Genomic DNA, 15385 nt, shown 5'->3' on the forward strand with positions numbered 1-15385 from the left:
TTTGCCATTGTGTTTAATATAACGATTCAAAATAATGAGGAACTGCGGTGTTTTTACCATATCAGTCTTGGGGCGATTCGCCAGATTGTGCTATGGTAAGAGCAGTATTCCATTGTAGTTGGTGTCTAAGATTGAGCATTAAGATCCTCAAAACCTTAGGTGATGGTCATCAGTATATGAAGACTTGGCCTATGGTTAGACAACTGGGTTTTTATTTTCCTGAGTATCGGGTCGTCCGAGCGACTCAGCTCGCCATACTGGTGATGCCAGTGCTGGCGATTTTTGTGAGCATGAGCCAGCTGTATATTCACGGTTGGGCATTTCTGCCCCAAGCTGTCACTCTCGGTTTATTTTTCATCAGCTTACCGTTACAGGGGCTGCTGTGGTTAGGCTGGCGAGCTCGCCATCCATTACCGTTAACGCTGTTCGACTGGATTAACCAGTTGAGTGCGAAGTTGTCATCCATGGGTATCAATTGCCACACGTTAGGCGCTAAGGCCTGTTACCTCGATATGGCACTGATTTTAAAAATAGCCTTTGAGCGTTTAGATGCCAGTTATTGGGAAGAACTTTAGGCCGTTGCCGCGGTTATCCCTTTTGGCTCTTTTGTTACTGTGGATTAATAAATCGCGTTAATCCCTTGCTGGACAAATACCGCTTTGATCTTTTCCATGGTTTCTCGACTCGGGGGGGATATCCCATCGAGTTGATAGCTTTCGCCCATGGCTTCCCACTTATGTTTACCTAATTCGTGATAGGGTAGTAATTCTACCTTTTCAATGTTTTTCATGGGCTTGATAAACTCGGCCAGTTGTAATGCCGATGCTTCATCGTCGGTAAATCCGCCCACTACGACATAACGTATCCACGTCGCTTGATTACGCTCTGCCAAATATTGCGCAAACTGTAATGTTCTATGGTTGCTGACTTTAGTTAACTCAATATGTTTTTCATCGTCCATGTGCTTGATGTCGAGCAGGACCAAGTCAGTATGGTCGAGCAACTCATCAATCACTGGCGTGTACTTACGTACAAAACCATTGGTATCTAAACAGGTATGAATACCTTCTTGCTGACAAGCCGTGAATAATTCGGCGACAAATTCGGCCTGTAAAATGGCTTCACCACCACTGGCCGTAACACCACCATTGCTGGCATCGAGAAAAGGCCGATAGCTGATGATTTGACTCATTAACTCATCGACCAGAACTTCTTTTCCGCCATCAAGATCCCAAGTGTCACGGTTGTGGCAATATTGGCAGCGCATTAAACAGCCCTGCATAAAGGTGATAAACCGTATGCCGGGACCATCTACTGTGCCAAAGGATTCCACCGAGTGGATCCGACCGATAACTGCCATTGTGACTCCTGTTAAAATAAGTGAGGCTGTAGCACAGTGTACTACAGCCTTGACTAATTTAGCTTACAGACCTTTTGTGAACGTACGCGTGATCACATCTTGTTGTTGTTCTGGCGTCAGTGAGTTGAAGCGCACTGCATAGCCAGAAACACGGATGGTCAGCTGTGGATACTTGTCTGGATGCTTAACGGCATCTTCGAGCATCTCGCGGTTCATCACGTTGACGTTCAAGTGTTGGCCACCTTCTTTTTTGTCATTGTGGTCGAAGTATCCGTCCATCAATGCCGCTAAGTTGGTACGGCGAGCATCATCATCTTTACCCAGCGCATTTGGCACGATTGAGAAGGTATAAGAGATACCATCTTGAGCGTGGGCAAATGGGAGTTTTGCCACTGAGGTTAAAGAAGCGATTGCGCCTTTTTCATCACGGCCATGCATAGGGTTTGCACCCGGTGCAAATGGCGCACCTGAACGACGACCATCGGGTGTGTTACCGGTTTTCTTACCATAAACCACGTTTGAGGTGATGGTCAGAATTGACTGCGTTGGGATCGCATTGCGATACATTTTACGGTCACGAATTTTCGCCATAAAACGTTCAACTAAGTCACAGGCGATATCATCTACACGTGGGTCGTTGTTACCAAATTTTGGATAGTCACCGCTGATATCGAAATCAACTGCTATGCCGTTTTCATCACGCACTGGTTTTACGGTGGCGTATTTGATGGCAGACAGTGAGTCGGCTGCGATAGATAAACCCGCAATACCACAAGCCATAGTGCGACGTACGTCTCTGTCGTGCAGCGCCATAAGCGCGGCTTCGTAAGAGTACTTATCATGCATGTAGTGGATTGAGTTCAGTGCAGTGACATATTGAGTCGCTAACCAATCCATTAAACCGTCTAAGCGATTCATCACATCATCAAAGTTGAGCACTTCGTCTGTGATCATGTTTGCTTTAGGGGCAATTTGGATTTTCAGTTTTTCGTCTACGCCGCCGTTAATCGCATACAGCATGGTTTTCGCTAAGTTAGCGCGAGCACCGAAGAACTGCATGTGTTTACCCACAACCATAGGGCTCACACAACAGGCGATTGCATAGTCGTCTGATTGGAAATCTGGACGCATTAAGTCATCGTTTTCGTATTGGATTGAGCTAGTGTCGATAGACACTTTGGCGCAATATTTTTTGAAACCGATTGGCAGTTTATCTGACCATAATACTGTGATGTTTGGCTCTGGACTTGGACCCATAGTGTAAAGGGTGTTCAAGAAACGGAAGCTTGATTTCGTCACTAACGTACGGCCATCTAAGCCCATACCGCCGATTGACTCCGTCGCCCAAATTGGGTCGCCTGAGAACAATTCGTCGTATTCAGGGGTACGTAGGAAACGCACCATACGCAATTTCATCACGAAATGGTCAACCATTTCCTGAGCTTGTTGCTCAGTTAAGGTGCCATTTTTCAGATCACGTTCAATATAGATGTCGAGGAATGAAGAGGTACGACCTAATGACATGGCAGCGCCGTTTTGGCTCTTCACTGCAGCTAAATAGCCGAAGTAAGTCCATTGGATCGCTTCTTGTGCATTAGTCGCTGGACGAGAAATATCGAAGCCATACTTGGCAGCCATTTTCTTCATTTGGCCTAATGCACGGTGTTGCTCGGCAATTTCTTCACGTAATTGGATAACGTTAGATAACTCTTCACCCGCTTCGAACTGCGCTTGCAGTGAGCTAAATTGGGCAAACTTATCTTTCATCAGGTAATCGATACCGTAAAGTGCCACACGGCGATAGTCACCAATGATACGGCCACGGCCATAAGCATCGGGTAAGCCCGTTAAAATACCTGATTTACGACAGGCCATAATTTCGGGGGTGTAAACATCGAACACACCTTGGTTATGGGTTTTACGCAGTTCTGAATAAACGTATTTAACATCTTCATCCAGTACACGATCGTAGGCGGCGCATGAGCTTTCCACCATACGAATACCACCGTTAGGCAACATAGCGCGTTTTAGCGGCGCGTCTGTTTGTAAGCCAACGATAGTTTCTAATTCTTTGTTGATATAGCCAGCGTCGTGGGAAGTGATGGTTGAAACCATCTTAGTGTCGAAATCAACAGGCGCGTGGGTACGGTTTTCCTGTTTGATGCCTTCCATGACTTTATCCCACAATTTTGTGGTCGCTTCGGTGGCACCGGCGAGGAAGGACTCGTCGCCTTCAAAAGGCGCGTAGTTTTGTTGGATAAAGTCACGTACATTGACTTCAGATTTCCAATCGCCAGGAGTAAAGCCTTCCCATGCGTTGGCAAACAGTTCAGTTTTGTCGGTCATCGTACTAATACCTTCTGGTTGAGATAAAAGGTTATTGGCGATCAGCGTTAAGCAATGCTGAGTATAAGCCAATAGCTAATTCCTGAAATAAAGCTCCCTTCATGATGACGCCCTATGATGGGAACTGGATTTTGAAGCGCTCGTCACTCCAAAAGTCTGTCTATTGATATCCGATAAGATGACAAATATTCGCTTACTTTGATTATCGGCTACTGATAAATCTTTATAATTGGTAAGACCAATTGTCCATAAGTATATTAACATAGGTCTGTCGCTATCGCATCTTAAACGGCTTGGTTTATGCTCTGTTAATCCCAAATTTGCTAGCTAGGTAGCATTTTTTTACCACAATAGGGAATACGGCACGCTTTTTAAGTTGGTGTGACATCTGAACCCCATTATCTCTTAAATCAGCCTGCCTATATTGTTCCCATTTACTGTCCACCTTTAGCAAGGATAAATCTATCCTCGTATAGGCTGATTTTGATTGGTGGGAGTCACGGCTCGATAATGGGAGCTGTCACAGTGGTTATGATATTAAAAATAAGTTTGATGCTAGCTATTTGTATTAATTTATTTTTATTTGCTAACTTAGTGTCGATTTAGGAGACGGCATGTCATAACGCCATCAAATAAAGCATGCAATGCTTAAATCATTCAGGAAGGGTTAAAGAGTGGCTAAATACAGTAGTTTGTTATGATGCAGGCAACTTGTTACTTGCTGTTGGACTAAACTGTAAATGCTAAAGTATCGGTTCAATTTAATGAATACCGAGAGACACGCGTCAAGCTCTTGGTCATTTAATGTGTCATTGCTGAGGTTAACTTGAATCTATAGGGCATTAATTTAAGCGTTAGTTCACTAAATATGAGATGGAAACGTGCAGGATTTGCATCGTATACCATCTTAATTAAGCCACATTCTCGCGATGAAAATTGTGTCACCATGGTAAGACCAATTAACCTTTTGTGTTTTTGGCTTCAAAGTTTTCACATTTTGGGTGTGAATAGCATCACGCTTTAGCAATATCTGCTTCACAGCATAAGCGCGTTGTATGATACAAAGCGAGACTTTAGTGAATCATCATTTAAGCAAATCATTATCTCGGTTTTGATTCGTATTATCTGCGCAATGGCGCTGCTGGAGATACCTATGCTACGCGTTCAAGTTTGTTTATCTGAAGTTGGAGTTATGCAATGAAAAGCCCAAATCCATCGTCATCAGTTCCAACTGTGACAAACAGCGCACATGAAGCGCCACAGGTTTCAGCTCATTTTAGTTGTTACAATCAGGCTGAAATTTACGGGACAAGCAAAGTGGTTAAAGCACCTTGGCAGTCCTTTGGTTTAGCCGTGTTTGCTGGCGCATTTATCGCCTTAGCCTTTGTTTTTTATTTAACCGTAACCACTGGCGCAGGCGATGCGTCTTGGGGTTTAGTTCGTTTCGTTGGCGGAATAGCCTTTAGTTTAGGTTTAATCTTAGTGGTTGTTTGCGGTGGAGAATTGTTCACCAGTTCTGTACTCAGTACCGTCGCCTGGGCACAAAAACAGGTCACTGGCGCTGAATTACTCAAATGTTGGTGCCGCGTGTATGCCGGCAATTTTGTCGGCGCTATGTTGATGGTTTGCTTGATCACTGCCGCAGGTATGTATGAGCTCGATGGTGGTAATTGGGGATTAAATGCCCTTAAAGTGGCACAGCACAAACTGCACCATACTTGGATTCAAGCCTTTAGTTTAGGCATTTTATGTAACATGTTGGTGTGTTTAGGTGTGTGGATGACCTTTGCCAGCCGTGATGTGCTGACTAAATCGTTACTGTTAATTTTACCTGTGGCTATGTTCGTCAGTAGTGGCTTTGAACACAGTATCGCTAACCTGTTTATGGTGCCTATGGGCATGATGATCCAATCAATCGCCAGCCCAGAGTTCTTCGCGTCTTTAGGGGTTACTCAAGCACAATTTGCCGATTTAACCGTGGCAAACTTTATATTCAATAATTTAATACCTGTAACCTTAGGCAATATTGTCGGTGGCGGTGTGATTGTTGGTTTAGGTTATTGGTGGATAGAGCAGGGTAAAGTAACCTTGGCTGAACCACACAAAGCTCATCATGAACACTTTTCTGCACCACATTCACATACTGAAAAACCTCAGCATCAGAGTGAGATTAAGCTGACTAAACATTCCTAAAACGTCTTTAATTATTAGTCTGAAGTGAAAGTGTCCAGCAGGTAGCTGGGCATTTTTATGTCGGTTTACTATGATGTGTAAATAATGAAGTAAATAAAAACGGCATCCGAAGATGCCGTTTTTTGATTAGGTTCTAGTTCTAATTGAGAAATGCGATATTAGAACTTAACTTTGTATCCTGCAAATACTACACGACCTAAGATGTTGTGCGTATCAGTGTCGTATCCAGGGTAACCTAAGCTATAGTTAACTGTTGGCATAGCATCAAATAAGTTACGTGCACCTACAGTGACTTTCCCATAATTGTTGAAGTCATAGTTAAGTGTCATATCCCAAGTTGTAAACGAAGAGAAGTCTTGCTTATTAGTGCCGGCTTCCTGCTGTTGTGGTGTTTCACCATCATAAGAATCAATATATTTAGCGATTAAAGACGCGGAAAAATCGTCAATAGCGTAGCTAAATGTAGTATTGAAACGCAGTGGTGGATAACCTTTAGTTCCTAAAACATCATAGCGTTGAGCAATTGGACTTGCTTGCTCTGAATATTCAAGTGCATATGTACCCTCAACTGCGAACTTCAGCTCACCCATAGTGCCTAGATCGTATTTAGACGTAAAAGAGACATCAAGACCTGAGGTTTGTACGCCATCCATGTTGATGTTGCCAGCACCAATTTCATCGATTGTGCCATCAGCTTTACGTTTTACATAAATGTAGTTTGGATCGTAGGCGCCTAAACCAGCTGTCGCTTCTAAGTCGACAATAGTCTGAGCATCGATATAACTTACTTGGTCAGTGATTTCAATATTGTAGTAATCAACGACAAAATCAATATTTTCGGTGATGTTCCACACTGCACCAAATGAGTATTGAGCTGATTTTTCTGGTTCTAAATCTTTATTACCTGAACTTTTACGTAAATACTGGTTATCTTCACATGCTTTGTTACCTGCTTGTTGATCATCAGGTAAGCTTTGGCACAGAGTTGTATCAGTTATTGAATCATAACTTGTTGCTGGCTCGCCTAGTAAGTCGTCTAAAGACGGTGCTCTAAAGCCTTGTCCATAAGATGCTCTTAATACTAAGTTATCAAGCACTTCATAACGCACGTTAATTGAACTTGATAATTGGCCAACATCAGGAAGACTGTATTGGTCATAACGACTAGCAAGTTTAACGTTTAAATTTTCTAGAACTGGAAGCTCTAATTCAACAAATGCAGCTTTATAGCTTCGGTCACCAGCTGAATCACCACCATAAGTACCTAGTACATTGCCTGCCGCTTGTTGTGCATCACGAGTATCTTTGTACTCCATTTTTTGATATTCAACACCGACGGCATAGCCTAAATCGCCACCAGGTAATGCTATTGGTGCTAAAGCTGCCCAAGATAAACCTGTACCAGTTGTGTTCGATGTCGCTTTACGTGTTGCTGTATGCAAAAATGTATCTAAGGTTGCCTGTGTTGCATTGCCACCTTCCACAAAAGGGTTATACAGTTCTTTATCTACAGCTTCTTGTAACTTATCTTCAAAGACATAAGAGTCCGTTTCAATATTAACGACTTGATCAGAATATTGAACATACCAGCTTAATGAACCAGCATCTAATTCAAGATTCAAGCCAGTAACGATATCGACTACATTTGAGTCGAATTCTGTTTTGCGATCAGCTACACCTTTTAAGCGGTGATAGGCTTGAACCTCTGACGCTTGAGCTGTGCCATATGTTGGATTTAACTTGTTATCAGCAGCCATATATAGATTAGGAGTCCATAATGCTGTTGAAGATGTGGTTGATTTATCACGCATTACAATTGCTTGACCAAACCACTCTAGTTCATCAGTAATGCGATGAGTCATATTTGAAAAAATAGAGTCTTTAGTTTGTTCAGGTAAGTAATCTGTGCCATCAAAATGACTGAATCCACAGGCCGAGCCATCTTTAGTGGTAATAACTCTATCAGCAGGACAGTCTTTACCTGGAACTTGTAATCCTGTGTAAACAGGGTCATCAAATGTTCCATCAGCGCCTTTTCCTGGGCGAGATGCTACAGGACGATATGTTCCTTCTGGAGCATACAAACCACTTCGACCATATTTTTGGTCCCAGTTAGCTGTTATGTGAGGGCGTTGTCCACCTTGCAGAGGGTCAAATGCCTTATGTTCGATAACAACTAAACTACTACCTTTATCATCAGTTTTACCAAATGTAATAGAAGCAGATTTTTCATCACGGCCACCTTGTGTTGGGCTACCGAATTTTGCATCGAATGCTAAGCCATCGAATGTCTTTTTAAGAATGATGTTAATTACACCACCGATAGCGTCAGAACCATAAATAGCTGATGCACCATCACGTAAAATTTCGATACGCTCAATTGCATCCATGGGGATTAAGTTGAGGTTGGTTGAATCACCACCAAATGTTGCGGAAGGAGCGATCCGACGTCCGTTAATTAATGTTAGCGTACGGTTAGAGCCTAATCCGCGCATACCTGAACTTGCATGGTTACTTGCTGAACTTCCAGCGTCACTAATAAAACTTCCCGCAGTGTTAAATGGCATTTGTGCTAATACTGCAGAAACGTCGCTTAAGCCTGTTTTAGCTATATCTTCAGCCGATAAAACCGTAACAGGCAATGCTGATTCCATATCAGTTCTTTGAATACGAGAACCTGTTACTTCAATACGTTCAACTTTTGCACCGTCTTCAGCAGCAAATACTGCTGAAGTTGATAATGCTGCTGTAGCAGCTCCGCTGATTAACGCAAAGCGAACTGCTTTGGCTAATGTAGATTTTGCGCGCATTCTATTCTCCCTTAACATTTGTTTTTTTTGTTTAATTCTTATTTTATTAAAAGTCACTTTTGTAACCAATAAGTGTCACCTTTAATTAGGTTCAAGATATAACCACAAGGAAATAACAAGTGCAACATTATAAATGTTGCTTAAATTGTTTCAAATTTGTAAATTTCTATTCTAAATGTTTTTTTACAAAGGGTTTGTGCATCATTAATGCCGTTAATGATGGCTACTTAGTACTGGTTTTGATGTTTTTTTGTTAAGCCTGTTAATTAAATGTTTATTTATTTTTTATAATTGTTTTCATTTTGTTTTAATTTGCTTTTGGTTAAATCATACTTTTTTATTATTTTTATAGGGAAAATAGGAAATTTTGCTTATTTAGTTAGTCATTCTGTATCTCTTCAGGTTTTCTTGTGCAGCTTAACTTTATATATAGAATTTCATGCTGTTTAAGTTAGATGGCTGATTCTCTTAAATATGCACTTTTTTAGAAGGGCTAGGATAGGTTCGGTTTGAAATTGAACTGATTTTTGAGGGTTTTATTAATATCTTCGTTACTCAAAAAAAGATGAATCTCGATTCATCTTTCTTTGAGTTTTGGTAGGTTATTCCAATTAATGTGTACAGAGCGCATAAAATTGAGAATTAATTTTTACTTGGTTCTATTCTGTTTATTAGCTCTTCCACTTTAAATTGCAGTGGAAAGTAGTGTCCTAAATAACGTAGGGCGACATAGGCAACCACTAAGGTGGCGATTACCAGTTCGAATTCTGCTAAGTATTTTATCCATATCGCTAACTCACCCATGTTATTGAACTGCGTTAACCAAGCTGCGGTTTTAAAGAGGGCGGTTGCACCGATCACCATAGGGAAGGTAAAGGCTGCGTAGCCTGGGCTAAAGGGCAGTTTTAGTAGGTGAAAGAAGGCCAAGTAGATGATGCTGGTCATCAGAATGGCGATGCTCAGTAGTAAGGCGACTAAGGGAATCGACGCCTGCTCGCAAACGGTCAGATAACCTGCAAGTGATAAACTGGCGGGCGCCGCGAGAATGGCAATGGTTGGTTTAGCGGCATCGGGTATCGCCTGACAGAAAATGAGGCGATAGAGCATCAAAGGCAGCATGATTAAGTAAGCCAACATCCCAAAAACCAAAATGGCGTTTGCTAACCATTGGTAATCAGACACAGGGAAAGACACCGCCGCGACGATAATGCCAATCGGTGGTACAAACCAGCTTGGAACCATGTGCTCGAGTTTAAAATCGATGGCGCGAAAGTAGATAAACGCGCTTAGGAAGATCACATGGATACCAATGGCGACTAGCCACAGAGTTAAGCCTGCATGGGGGAAATAATCGCCGAGTGATTTAGACACCACCATCAAGCCCATGGCGAAGGTGGGGATCACACTACCAATCACAGGGTGGCTTAGCTCGTCCTTTAAAATATTAGGATGAAGCATGAATTTACCCATGAGCAGTAGCAGCAACACAGAGGCTATGATGGCACCTGTGAGTTGTCCTGCGCCATTAAGTGAAGGTGTCATGTTCTCCCATGTCCAACCTAAGCTGGCAATTGCCAGTGCCAACCCAGCCATAGGGCTGGGAAGTTTAGCTGCGTGGGATGTCCAGCGTTTGCGTTTTGAAGTCATTTTGAATACCTCTCAATACTGACAATGCTTAACATCGCTTTTTTGGGGCGCTGTTTTGATGTATTTAGTGTACTGCGGGTATCAATGATAAATAAATTTGATTAATTTTATTCATTGCATAAGTTTTGTTTACTTTGATGTTGCTATTAAACTTAAGGTTTGAGTTTACAACGCAGTAGCGTGTGCCCTAGGCCAAGATTGTCTGTGTCTTCATCCACATACAGTCCCGCTTGGTGAAGCAGGGCCAATAAATCCTTAGAGTGATACATGCGGCTATTGCCATTGGCCATGGCGCTGAAATAGAGGCTAGTGGCATTTACGCAATAGGCGGAGGCGGCCGATGGCTGTCTATCCCAAAAGGTTTCGACGATAAAGAGTTGGCTGCTTGAGGTCATTGCCTTTGCCGTGCGTTGTAAAATGCTCAGGATTTGGCTTTTTGAAAAGCAATCCAAAAATTGACTCATCCAGTAAGTATCGGCGCCTTCGACAAAGGGTAGGGAGTCGTCCAGCAGATCGGTGGCAAAGGTATGCACGCGCGCTGCAAAACCTCGTGCGAGTGCATTTTGTGTGGCTACCTCTAGTTGCCCCGGGAAATCCATAATCGTGACTTCAACGTTTGCGTCATAATCACAGCAGCTCAGTGCCCATTTTCCCGTATTGCCGCCTATATCCACTAAATGGCTTGGCTTATGGGCAAACGCTAATGGCAGAAGCTGTGGAAAGGCATGATCCGAATAGTAATGATCGAAGGCAAACCAGCTCTGTTTCGCTTTGGGTGGTAGATCTTTTAAGGCAGGGTAGATGGTATTCCAGTCACCGAACACCTTAAGTCCTGCGGCCTTGCCTTCGAGTAGCGCGGTATCAAGGTTAAAAAGGCCTTGATAGCAAACATCCTGCACAAAGTTAAGGTTGATGGCGGCCATGTCGTCATGGAGTAAAAAGTGCCCCGTTTTATCGAGCACATAGCCATTTTCATTTTGCCAAACGAGCCCCATGCTAAGTCCCATATCCAGCAATACCCCAAGGGCGTACTCGCTCAGTGGTGTCGATTGGCTTAACTCGGCTGCAGTGATCCCATGCTCGGCCGCTTTATCTATTTGGGCTAGCACATCGAATTTGAGTAGGCAGTGGGCGACTTGAAAGCTGATGGGGCCAAAGGCAATTTTTTGAGCTTCAAACTTCGCATTGAAGGCGCTGATGTTACTTGGTGTTCGGTAAAAAGACATAAAAAGGAATGAATTGGCGAGCGGGTCCGTTCTTTATAACCAAGTTAGCCGTGAAAGCCAGTTGAGATACGAAGAACTATGAGCTGTATCCAAACTTGAGCAGTAACTTGTTTATGCTCTGTAATCGAGATCTAAATAATGGAATGCCATAAATAAAAATACCCAGCCAAAGCTGGGTATTTTAAGGACGATAAAACGTCGTTTATTGAACGTTTTCTTCGTCGCCGAATTGGCCTTGGAACAAGACTGAAGATAGATAACGCTCGGCAGCCGATGGCAAAATCACCACAATGGTTTTGCCTGCAAACTCTGGCAACTCAGCGATGCGGTTGGCGGCGACAACGGCGGCACCCGATGAAATACCCACTAAAATGCCTTCTTCTTGCATTAAGCGGCGGGCCATGTCGATGGCTTCATCGTTAGTTACAGCCTCAACACGGTCAATCAATTCTAAATCTAAGTTACCTGGGATAAAGCCTGCACCAATACCTTGAATTTTATGCGGCCCTGGTTGCACTGGTAAACCCGCTAAGGTTTGAGCTATAACAGGAGAATCTGCTGGCTCAACCGCAACTGAGGTGATGGTTTTACCGGCCACTTTTTTCAAGTAACGGCTTACGCCAGTAATTGTACCGCCAGTACCTACACCAGCAACAAACACATCCACTTCACCATCGGTATCATTCCAGATTTCTGGACCTGTGGTTTTTTCATGGATTTCTGGGTTAGCAGGGTTATTAAACTGCTGCAATAAAATGTATTTTTCAGGAGCCGATTGGCGAATTTCTTCCGCTTTATCAATCGCACCTTTCATGCCTTTCGCGCCTTCAGTCAGCACGAGAGTTGCGCCTAGGGCTTTGAGTAGCTTACGACGCTCTAAACTCATGGTATTTGGCATGGTCAGGGTCAGTTTATAGCCACGGGCCGCGGCAACATACGCTAATGCAATACCTGTGTTGCCTGATGTCGGCTCAATCAGCTCGTGATTTTTTGTTAATAGACCTTTCTTCTCGGCATCCCAAATCATATTGGCACCGATACGGCATTTAACACTGAAACTTGGGTTACGGGCTTCGACTTTGGCCAGCACTTTACCTTGGCTAACACGGTTTAAACGTACTAGTGGTGTATTACCAATAGTATATGAATTATCTTCGAAAATTTTGCTCATGGATTGCTTGCTCCTATGTTGGCACTACTGAATCATAATCTGCTGTGGCGCTTTTAGAAGTGATTGTTTGTTCTTCTTTATTCGATTTGGTTATTAAAGGGTGTGCTGTTATTCGCAAACCCTGATTGGCAGCCAGTTTAACTGTGTTAACCTTTTGCTAACATAAAAAAGATTGTGGCATTAACAGGGATAACTTCTTGATGTCTCAATCGTAAAACTAGCCTATCACTCGTATCGGACAAGCGCAAAGATGAAGCAGCAACAAATGGATCTGGGTAAAGATCCAAAAACGATGGTAACACCAAAGGCATTTACCATTGCAGCATCCGTGTTATACACCCCATTGGCGACACCGTTGAAGCGGATGTTAGCCATACTGATTGATGGTTTGCTGATCACTGTGTTAGCTGAGCAGATGGATTGGATGTTTGTCTTGCTGGTGGTCAGTATTATCTGGATTGAAAAGCGCAGTCGTAAGTTTGGTCGTTTACTCAAGTGGGGACTTTATGCCTTGATGTTGGTTTTTATGTTGCTGACAACCGCCAATAATCTGTTTGATTTTAATGGAACAGACGTTAAAAGCAGTGAGGGAGTAGAGCAACAATTGGCATTAGGTGAACAAATCATTACGTCACTACCAGCATTGATGTCGTTGAGCCAGTGCAATAATTATGCTTGTGGTAAAACTCAAGTTCAATCCCTACATGAAGCGATAAAAAGCGCTTCAGGATCAAAGGGCATGACAGAAAATGATCAACGTGAAATAGTGCTAGCAACCATAGCCAACAGTAGTTTGCCTGCCATAGACAGTGAAAAGTTACAGGCGGAAGTGCTTAATGGCAGCCTATGGCCTGTTATTACGCTTCCTGTTGAGTTGGCGACAACAGATTCTCCGCCTGAGCCACTTCAGCCTATTCAAGCTATTTCGCCGGATGTACAGCCGCAAAGCGCGGTGGCTGATGCAGTGAATGTGAGCTCTTCGCAATATTCTCGCCTCAGAACCGTTGATGAAGCTACAAGCCATAGTGTTGTTGCTTGGGTGAAAGGCTTTCTGAGTGATATGGGGCTGGGTTTTGGTTGGGCAGCGTTTTACTTTACCGTCTTTACTGCACGATTTGATGGTCAAACCTTAGGTAAGAAGATGCTGGGCATTCGGGTGATCCAGCTCGATGGTGCCAACATCAGTTTATGGGCCGCGTTTGGCCGTTATGGCGGCTATGCCGCAGGCTTTACCACTGGCTTACTTGGCTTTATGCAAATATTTTGGGATGCCAATCGGCAGGGGATCCAAGATAAAATATCTTCAACAGTCGTGATAGACTTAGTGCAAATGCATAAAAAGCAACGATTAGAGCAACAAGCGCAGGGGCAAAATGAGTTAGCACCTGTGCTTACGAGTGATGATGCATCCTCTGCTCACCTTACAACCAGTACCCGTTTGGAGCATTTATGAAACAGGTCGTCATTTCGGGGAGTGGCCTATTTACGCCGCCCCACAGTATTTCCAATGAAGCCTTAGTTGAGAGCTTCAATGCTTATGTGGATATTTTTAATCTTGAAAATGCAGGCTTAATTGAGCAAGGCCATGTCGCGGCTTTGTCCTATTCATCGAGCGAGTTTATTGAAAAAGCCTCTGGCATCAAGCACAGATATGTGATGGTGAAAGAGGGCATTCTGGATCCCGAAGTCATGATGCCGTTGATTCCTGAGCGCAGTAGTGACGAATTATCTATGCAGGCCGAGATTGGCCTTGAAGCCGCATTGATGGCGCTTAAAAATGCCAATCTCAAGGCTGAAAAAATTGACTTAGTGATTGTTGCCTGCGCTTATACTCAGCGTGCGTATCCTGCTATGGCGATTGAAATTCAACGTGCACTGGGTACGCGGGGTTATGGTTACGACATGCAGGTAGCGTGTTCATCGGCGACGTTTGCAATTGTCGCCGCGGCTAATGCCATTGCTACGGGTTCTGCCTCAAGAGTGCTAGTGATCAACCCTGAAATTTGCTCGGCACAGGTGAATTATCGCGACCGTGACAGCCATTTTATCTTCGGTGATGTGGCGACGGCTCTGGTACTGGAAGAACAAAGCTTAGCCCAGTCTGACCATGTGTTTAAGATCATCTCAAGCCGCTGTTTTACCGATTACTCGAACAATATTCGCAGTAATTTCGGTTTCTTGAATCGCTGCGATCCGAGTGCGGCCCATCAAGCCGATAAGTTATTCCACCAACAAGGGCGCAAGGTATTTAAAGAGCTGTTGCCGATGATTTATCAACATTTGGATGAACATCTGGCCGAACAAGCGTTAACGCCACAGTCTTTTAAGCGTTTATGGTTGCATCAAGCGAACATCAACATGAATCAGTTCGTAGTGAGAAAGTTGCTTGGGGATGATGTGTCAGCGGAACAAGCGCCCGTGGTACTAGATGAATACGCCAATACGGCTTCCGCGGGTTCTGTTATTGCATTTCACAAGTTTTCCGGTGACTTTAAGGCTGGCGATTTAGGTTTATTGAGTTCGTTTGGCGCAGGATATTCTATTGGCAGTGTAATTCTGCAGAAGGTCTAAGATTCTAACCGTCATAATCAAAAGCCCACATCTTCCTCGATGTGGGCTTTTTTATGTCAGT

General features: G+C 43.5%; 10 protein-coding genes. 4 read left to right on the forward strand and 6 right to left on the reverse strand.

All coding sequences use genetic code 11. From position 1 onward, the window contains the following. Window positions 1-131: 131 nt before the first annotated feature. Complete coding sequence (yfbV, locus tag L5M29_RS02675) at window positions 132-575, forward strand: terminus macrodomain insulation protein YfbV (RefSeq protein ID WP_081729091.1); 444 nt, start codon at window positions 132-134, stop codon at window positions 573-575. A 44-nt stretch (window positions 576-619) separates the two neighbouring features. Here yfbV and pflA read toward each other — a convergent pair whose 3' ends face one another. After that, window positions 620-1360, reverse strand: a complete 741-nt coding sequence (pflA, locus tag L5M29_RS02680; protein WP_105252135.1) for a pyruvate formate lyase 1-activating protein — start codon at window positions 1358-1360, stop codon at window positions 620-622. Window positions 1361-1423: 63 nt separating this feature from the next. Continuing rightward, the gene (gene pflB, locus L5M29_RS02685; RefSeq protein ID WP_263166049.1) at window positions 1424-3706 is read right to left on the reverse strand and encodes a formate C-acetyltransferase; all 2283 of its coding nucleotides are present in this window, start codon (window positions 3704-3706) and stop codon (window positions 1424-1426) included. A gap of 1197 nt (window positions 3707-4903) precedes the next feature. Here pflB and focA point away from each other — a divergent pair. Next, on the forward strand, window positions 4904-5899 hold the full coding sequence (gene focA / locus L5M29_RS02690) for a formate transporter FocA (RefSeq protein ID WP_263166051.1): 996 nt from the start codon (window positions 4904-4906) through the stop codon (window positions 5897-5899). 158 nt (window positions 5900-6057) lie between these two features. Here focA and L5M29_RS02695 read toward each other — a convergent pair whose 3' ends face one another. The 4 genes from L5M29_RS02695 to cysK form a co-directional block, all read right to left on the reverse strand. Next, window positions 6058-8709 (reverse strand): TonB-dependent receptor plug domain-containing protein, encoded by a 2652-nt coding sequence (locus L5M29_RS02695; RefSeq protein WP_411569027.1) that lies wholly within the window; start codon window positions 8707-8709, stop codon window positions 6058-6060. A 642-nt stretch (window positions 8710-9351) separates the two neighbouring features. Next, complete coding sequence (locus L5M29_RS02700; protein ID WP_263166055.1) at window positions 9352-10356, reverse strand: TDT family transporter; 1005 nt, start codon at window positions 10354-10356, stop codon at window positions 9352-9354. A gap of 152 nt (window positions 10357-10508) precedes the next feature. After that, the gene (locus L5M29_RS02705; protein ID WP_263166057.1) at window positions 10509-11582 is read right to left on the reverse strand and encodes a methyltransferase; all 1074 of its coding nucleotides are present in this window, start codon (window positions 11580-11582) and stop codon (window positions 10509-10511) included. A 202-nt stretch (window positions 11583-11784) separates the two neighbouring features. Next, window positions 11785-12753: a cysteine synthase A gene (gene cysK / locus L5M29_RS02710; RefSeq protein WP_113940761.1), complete on the reverse strand. Its 969-nt coding sequence runs from the start codon at window positions 12751-12753 to the stop codon at window positions 11785-11787. A gap of 250 nt (window positions 12754-13003) precedes the next feature. Here cysK and L5M29_RS02715 point away from each other — a divergent pair, with 250 nt between their 5' ends. Both L5M29_RS02715 and L5M29_RS02720 read left to right on the forward strand, forming a co-directional pair. Further along, window positions 13004-14206 (forward strand): RDD family protein, encoded by a 1203-nt coding sequence (locus L5M29_RS02715; RefSeq protein ID WP_263166059.1) that lies wholly within the window; start codon window positions 13004-13006, stop codon window positions 14204-14206. Further along, complete coding sequence (locus L5M29_RS02720) at window positions 14203-15324, forward strand: beta-ketoacyl-ACP synthase III (RefSeq protein WP_263166062.1); 1122 nt, start codon at window positions 14203-14205, stop codon at window positions 15322-15324. The genes L5M29_RS02715 and L5M29_RS02720 overlap by 4 nt, the downstream gene beginning before the upstream one ends. Window positions 15325-15385 lie beyond the last annotated feature (61 nt).

The sequence above is a fragment of the Shewanella sp. SM95 genome (assembly GCF_025653595.1).
GTDB lineage: Bacteria > Pseudomonadota > Gammaproteobacteria > Enterobacterales > Shewanellaceae > Shewanella > Shewanella oncorhynchi.

Excerpts from the sequence above, each read along its gene's own strand:
- focA (WP_263166051.1), top strand. The coding sequence starts at position 4,904 with ATGAAAAGCCCAAATCCATCGTCATCAGTTCCAACTGTGACAAACAGC.
- pflB (WP_263166049.1), bottom strand. The coding sequence starts at position 3,706 with ATGACCGACAAAACTGAACTGTTTGCCAACGCATGGGAAGGCTTTACT.
- L5M29_RS02700 (WP_263166055.1), bottom strand. The coding sequence starts at position 10,356 with ATGACTTCAAAACGCAAACGCTGGACATCCCACGCAGCTAAACTTCCC.
- cysK (WP_113940761.1), bottom strand. The coding sequence starts at position 12,753 with ATGAGCAAAATTTTCGAAGATAATTCATATACTATTGGTAATACACCA.
- L5M29_RS02705 (WP_263166057.1), bottom strand. The coding sequence starts at position 11,582 with ATGTCTTTTTACCGAACACCAAGTAACATCAGCGCCTTCAATGCGAAG.
- L5M29_RS02715 (WP_263166059.1), top strand. The coding sequence starts at position 13,004 with ATGAAGCAGCAACAAATGGATCTGGGTAAAGATCCAAAAACGATGGTA.
- L5M29_RS02720 (WP_263166062.1), top strand. The coding sequence starts at position 14,203 with ATGAAACAGGTCGTCATTTCGGGGAGTGGCCTATTTACGCCGCCCCAC.
- L5M29_RS02695 (WP_411569027.1), bottom strand. The coding sequence starts at position 8,709 with ATGCGCGCAAAATCTACATTAGCCAAAGCAGTTCGCTTTGCGTTAATC.
- pflA (WP_105252135.1), bottom strand. The coding sequence starts at position 1,360 with ATGGCAGTTATCGGTCGGATCCACTCGGTGGAATCCTTTGGCACAGTA.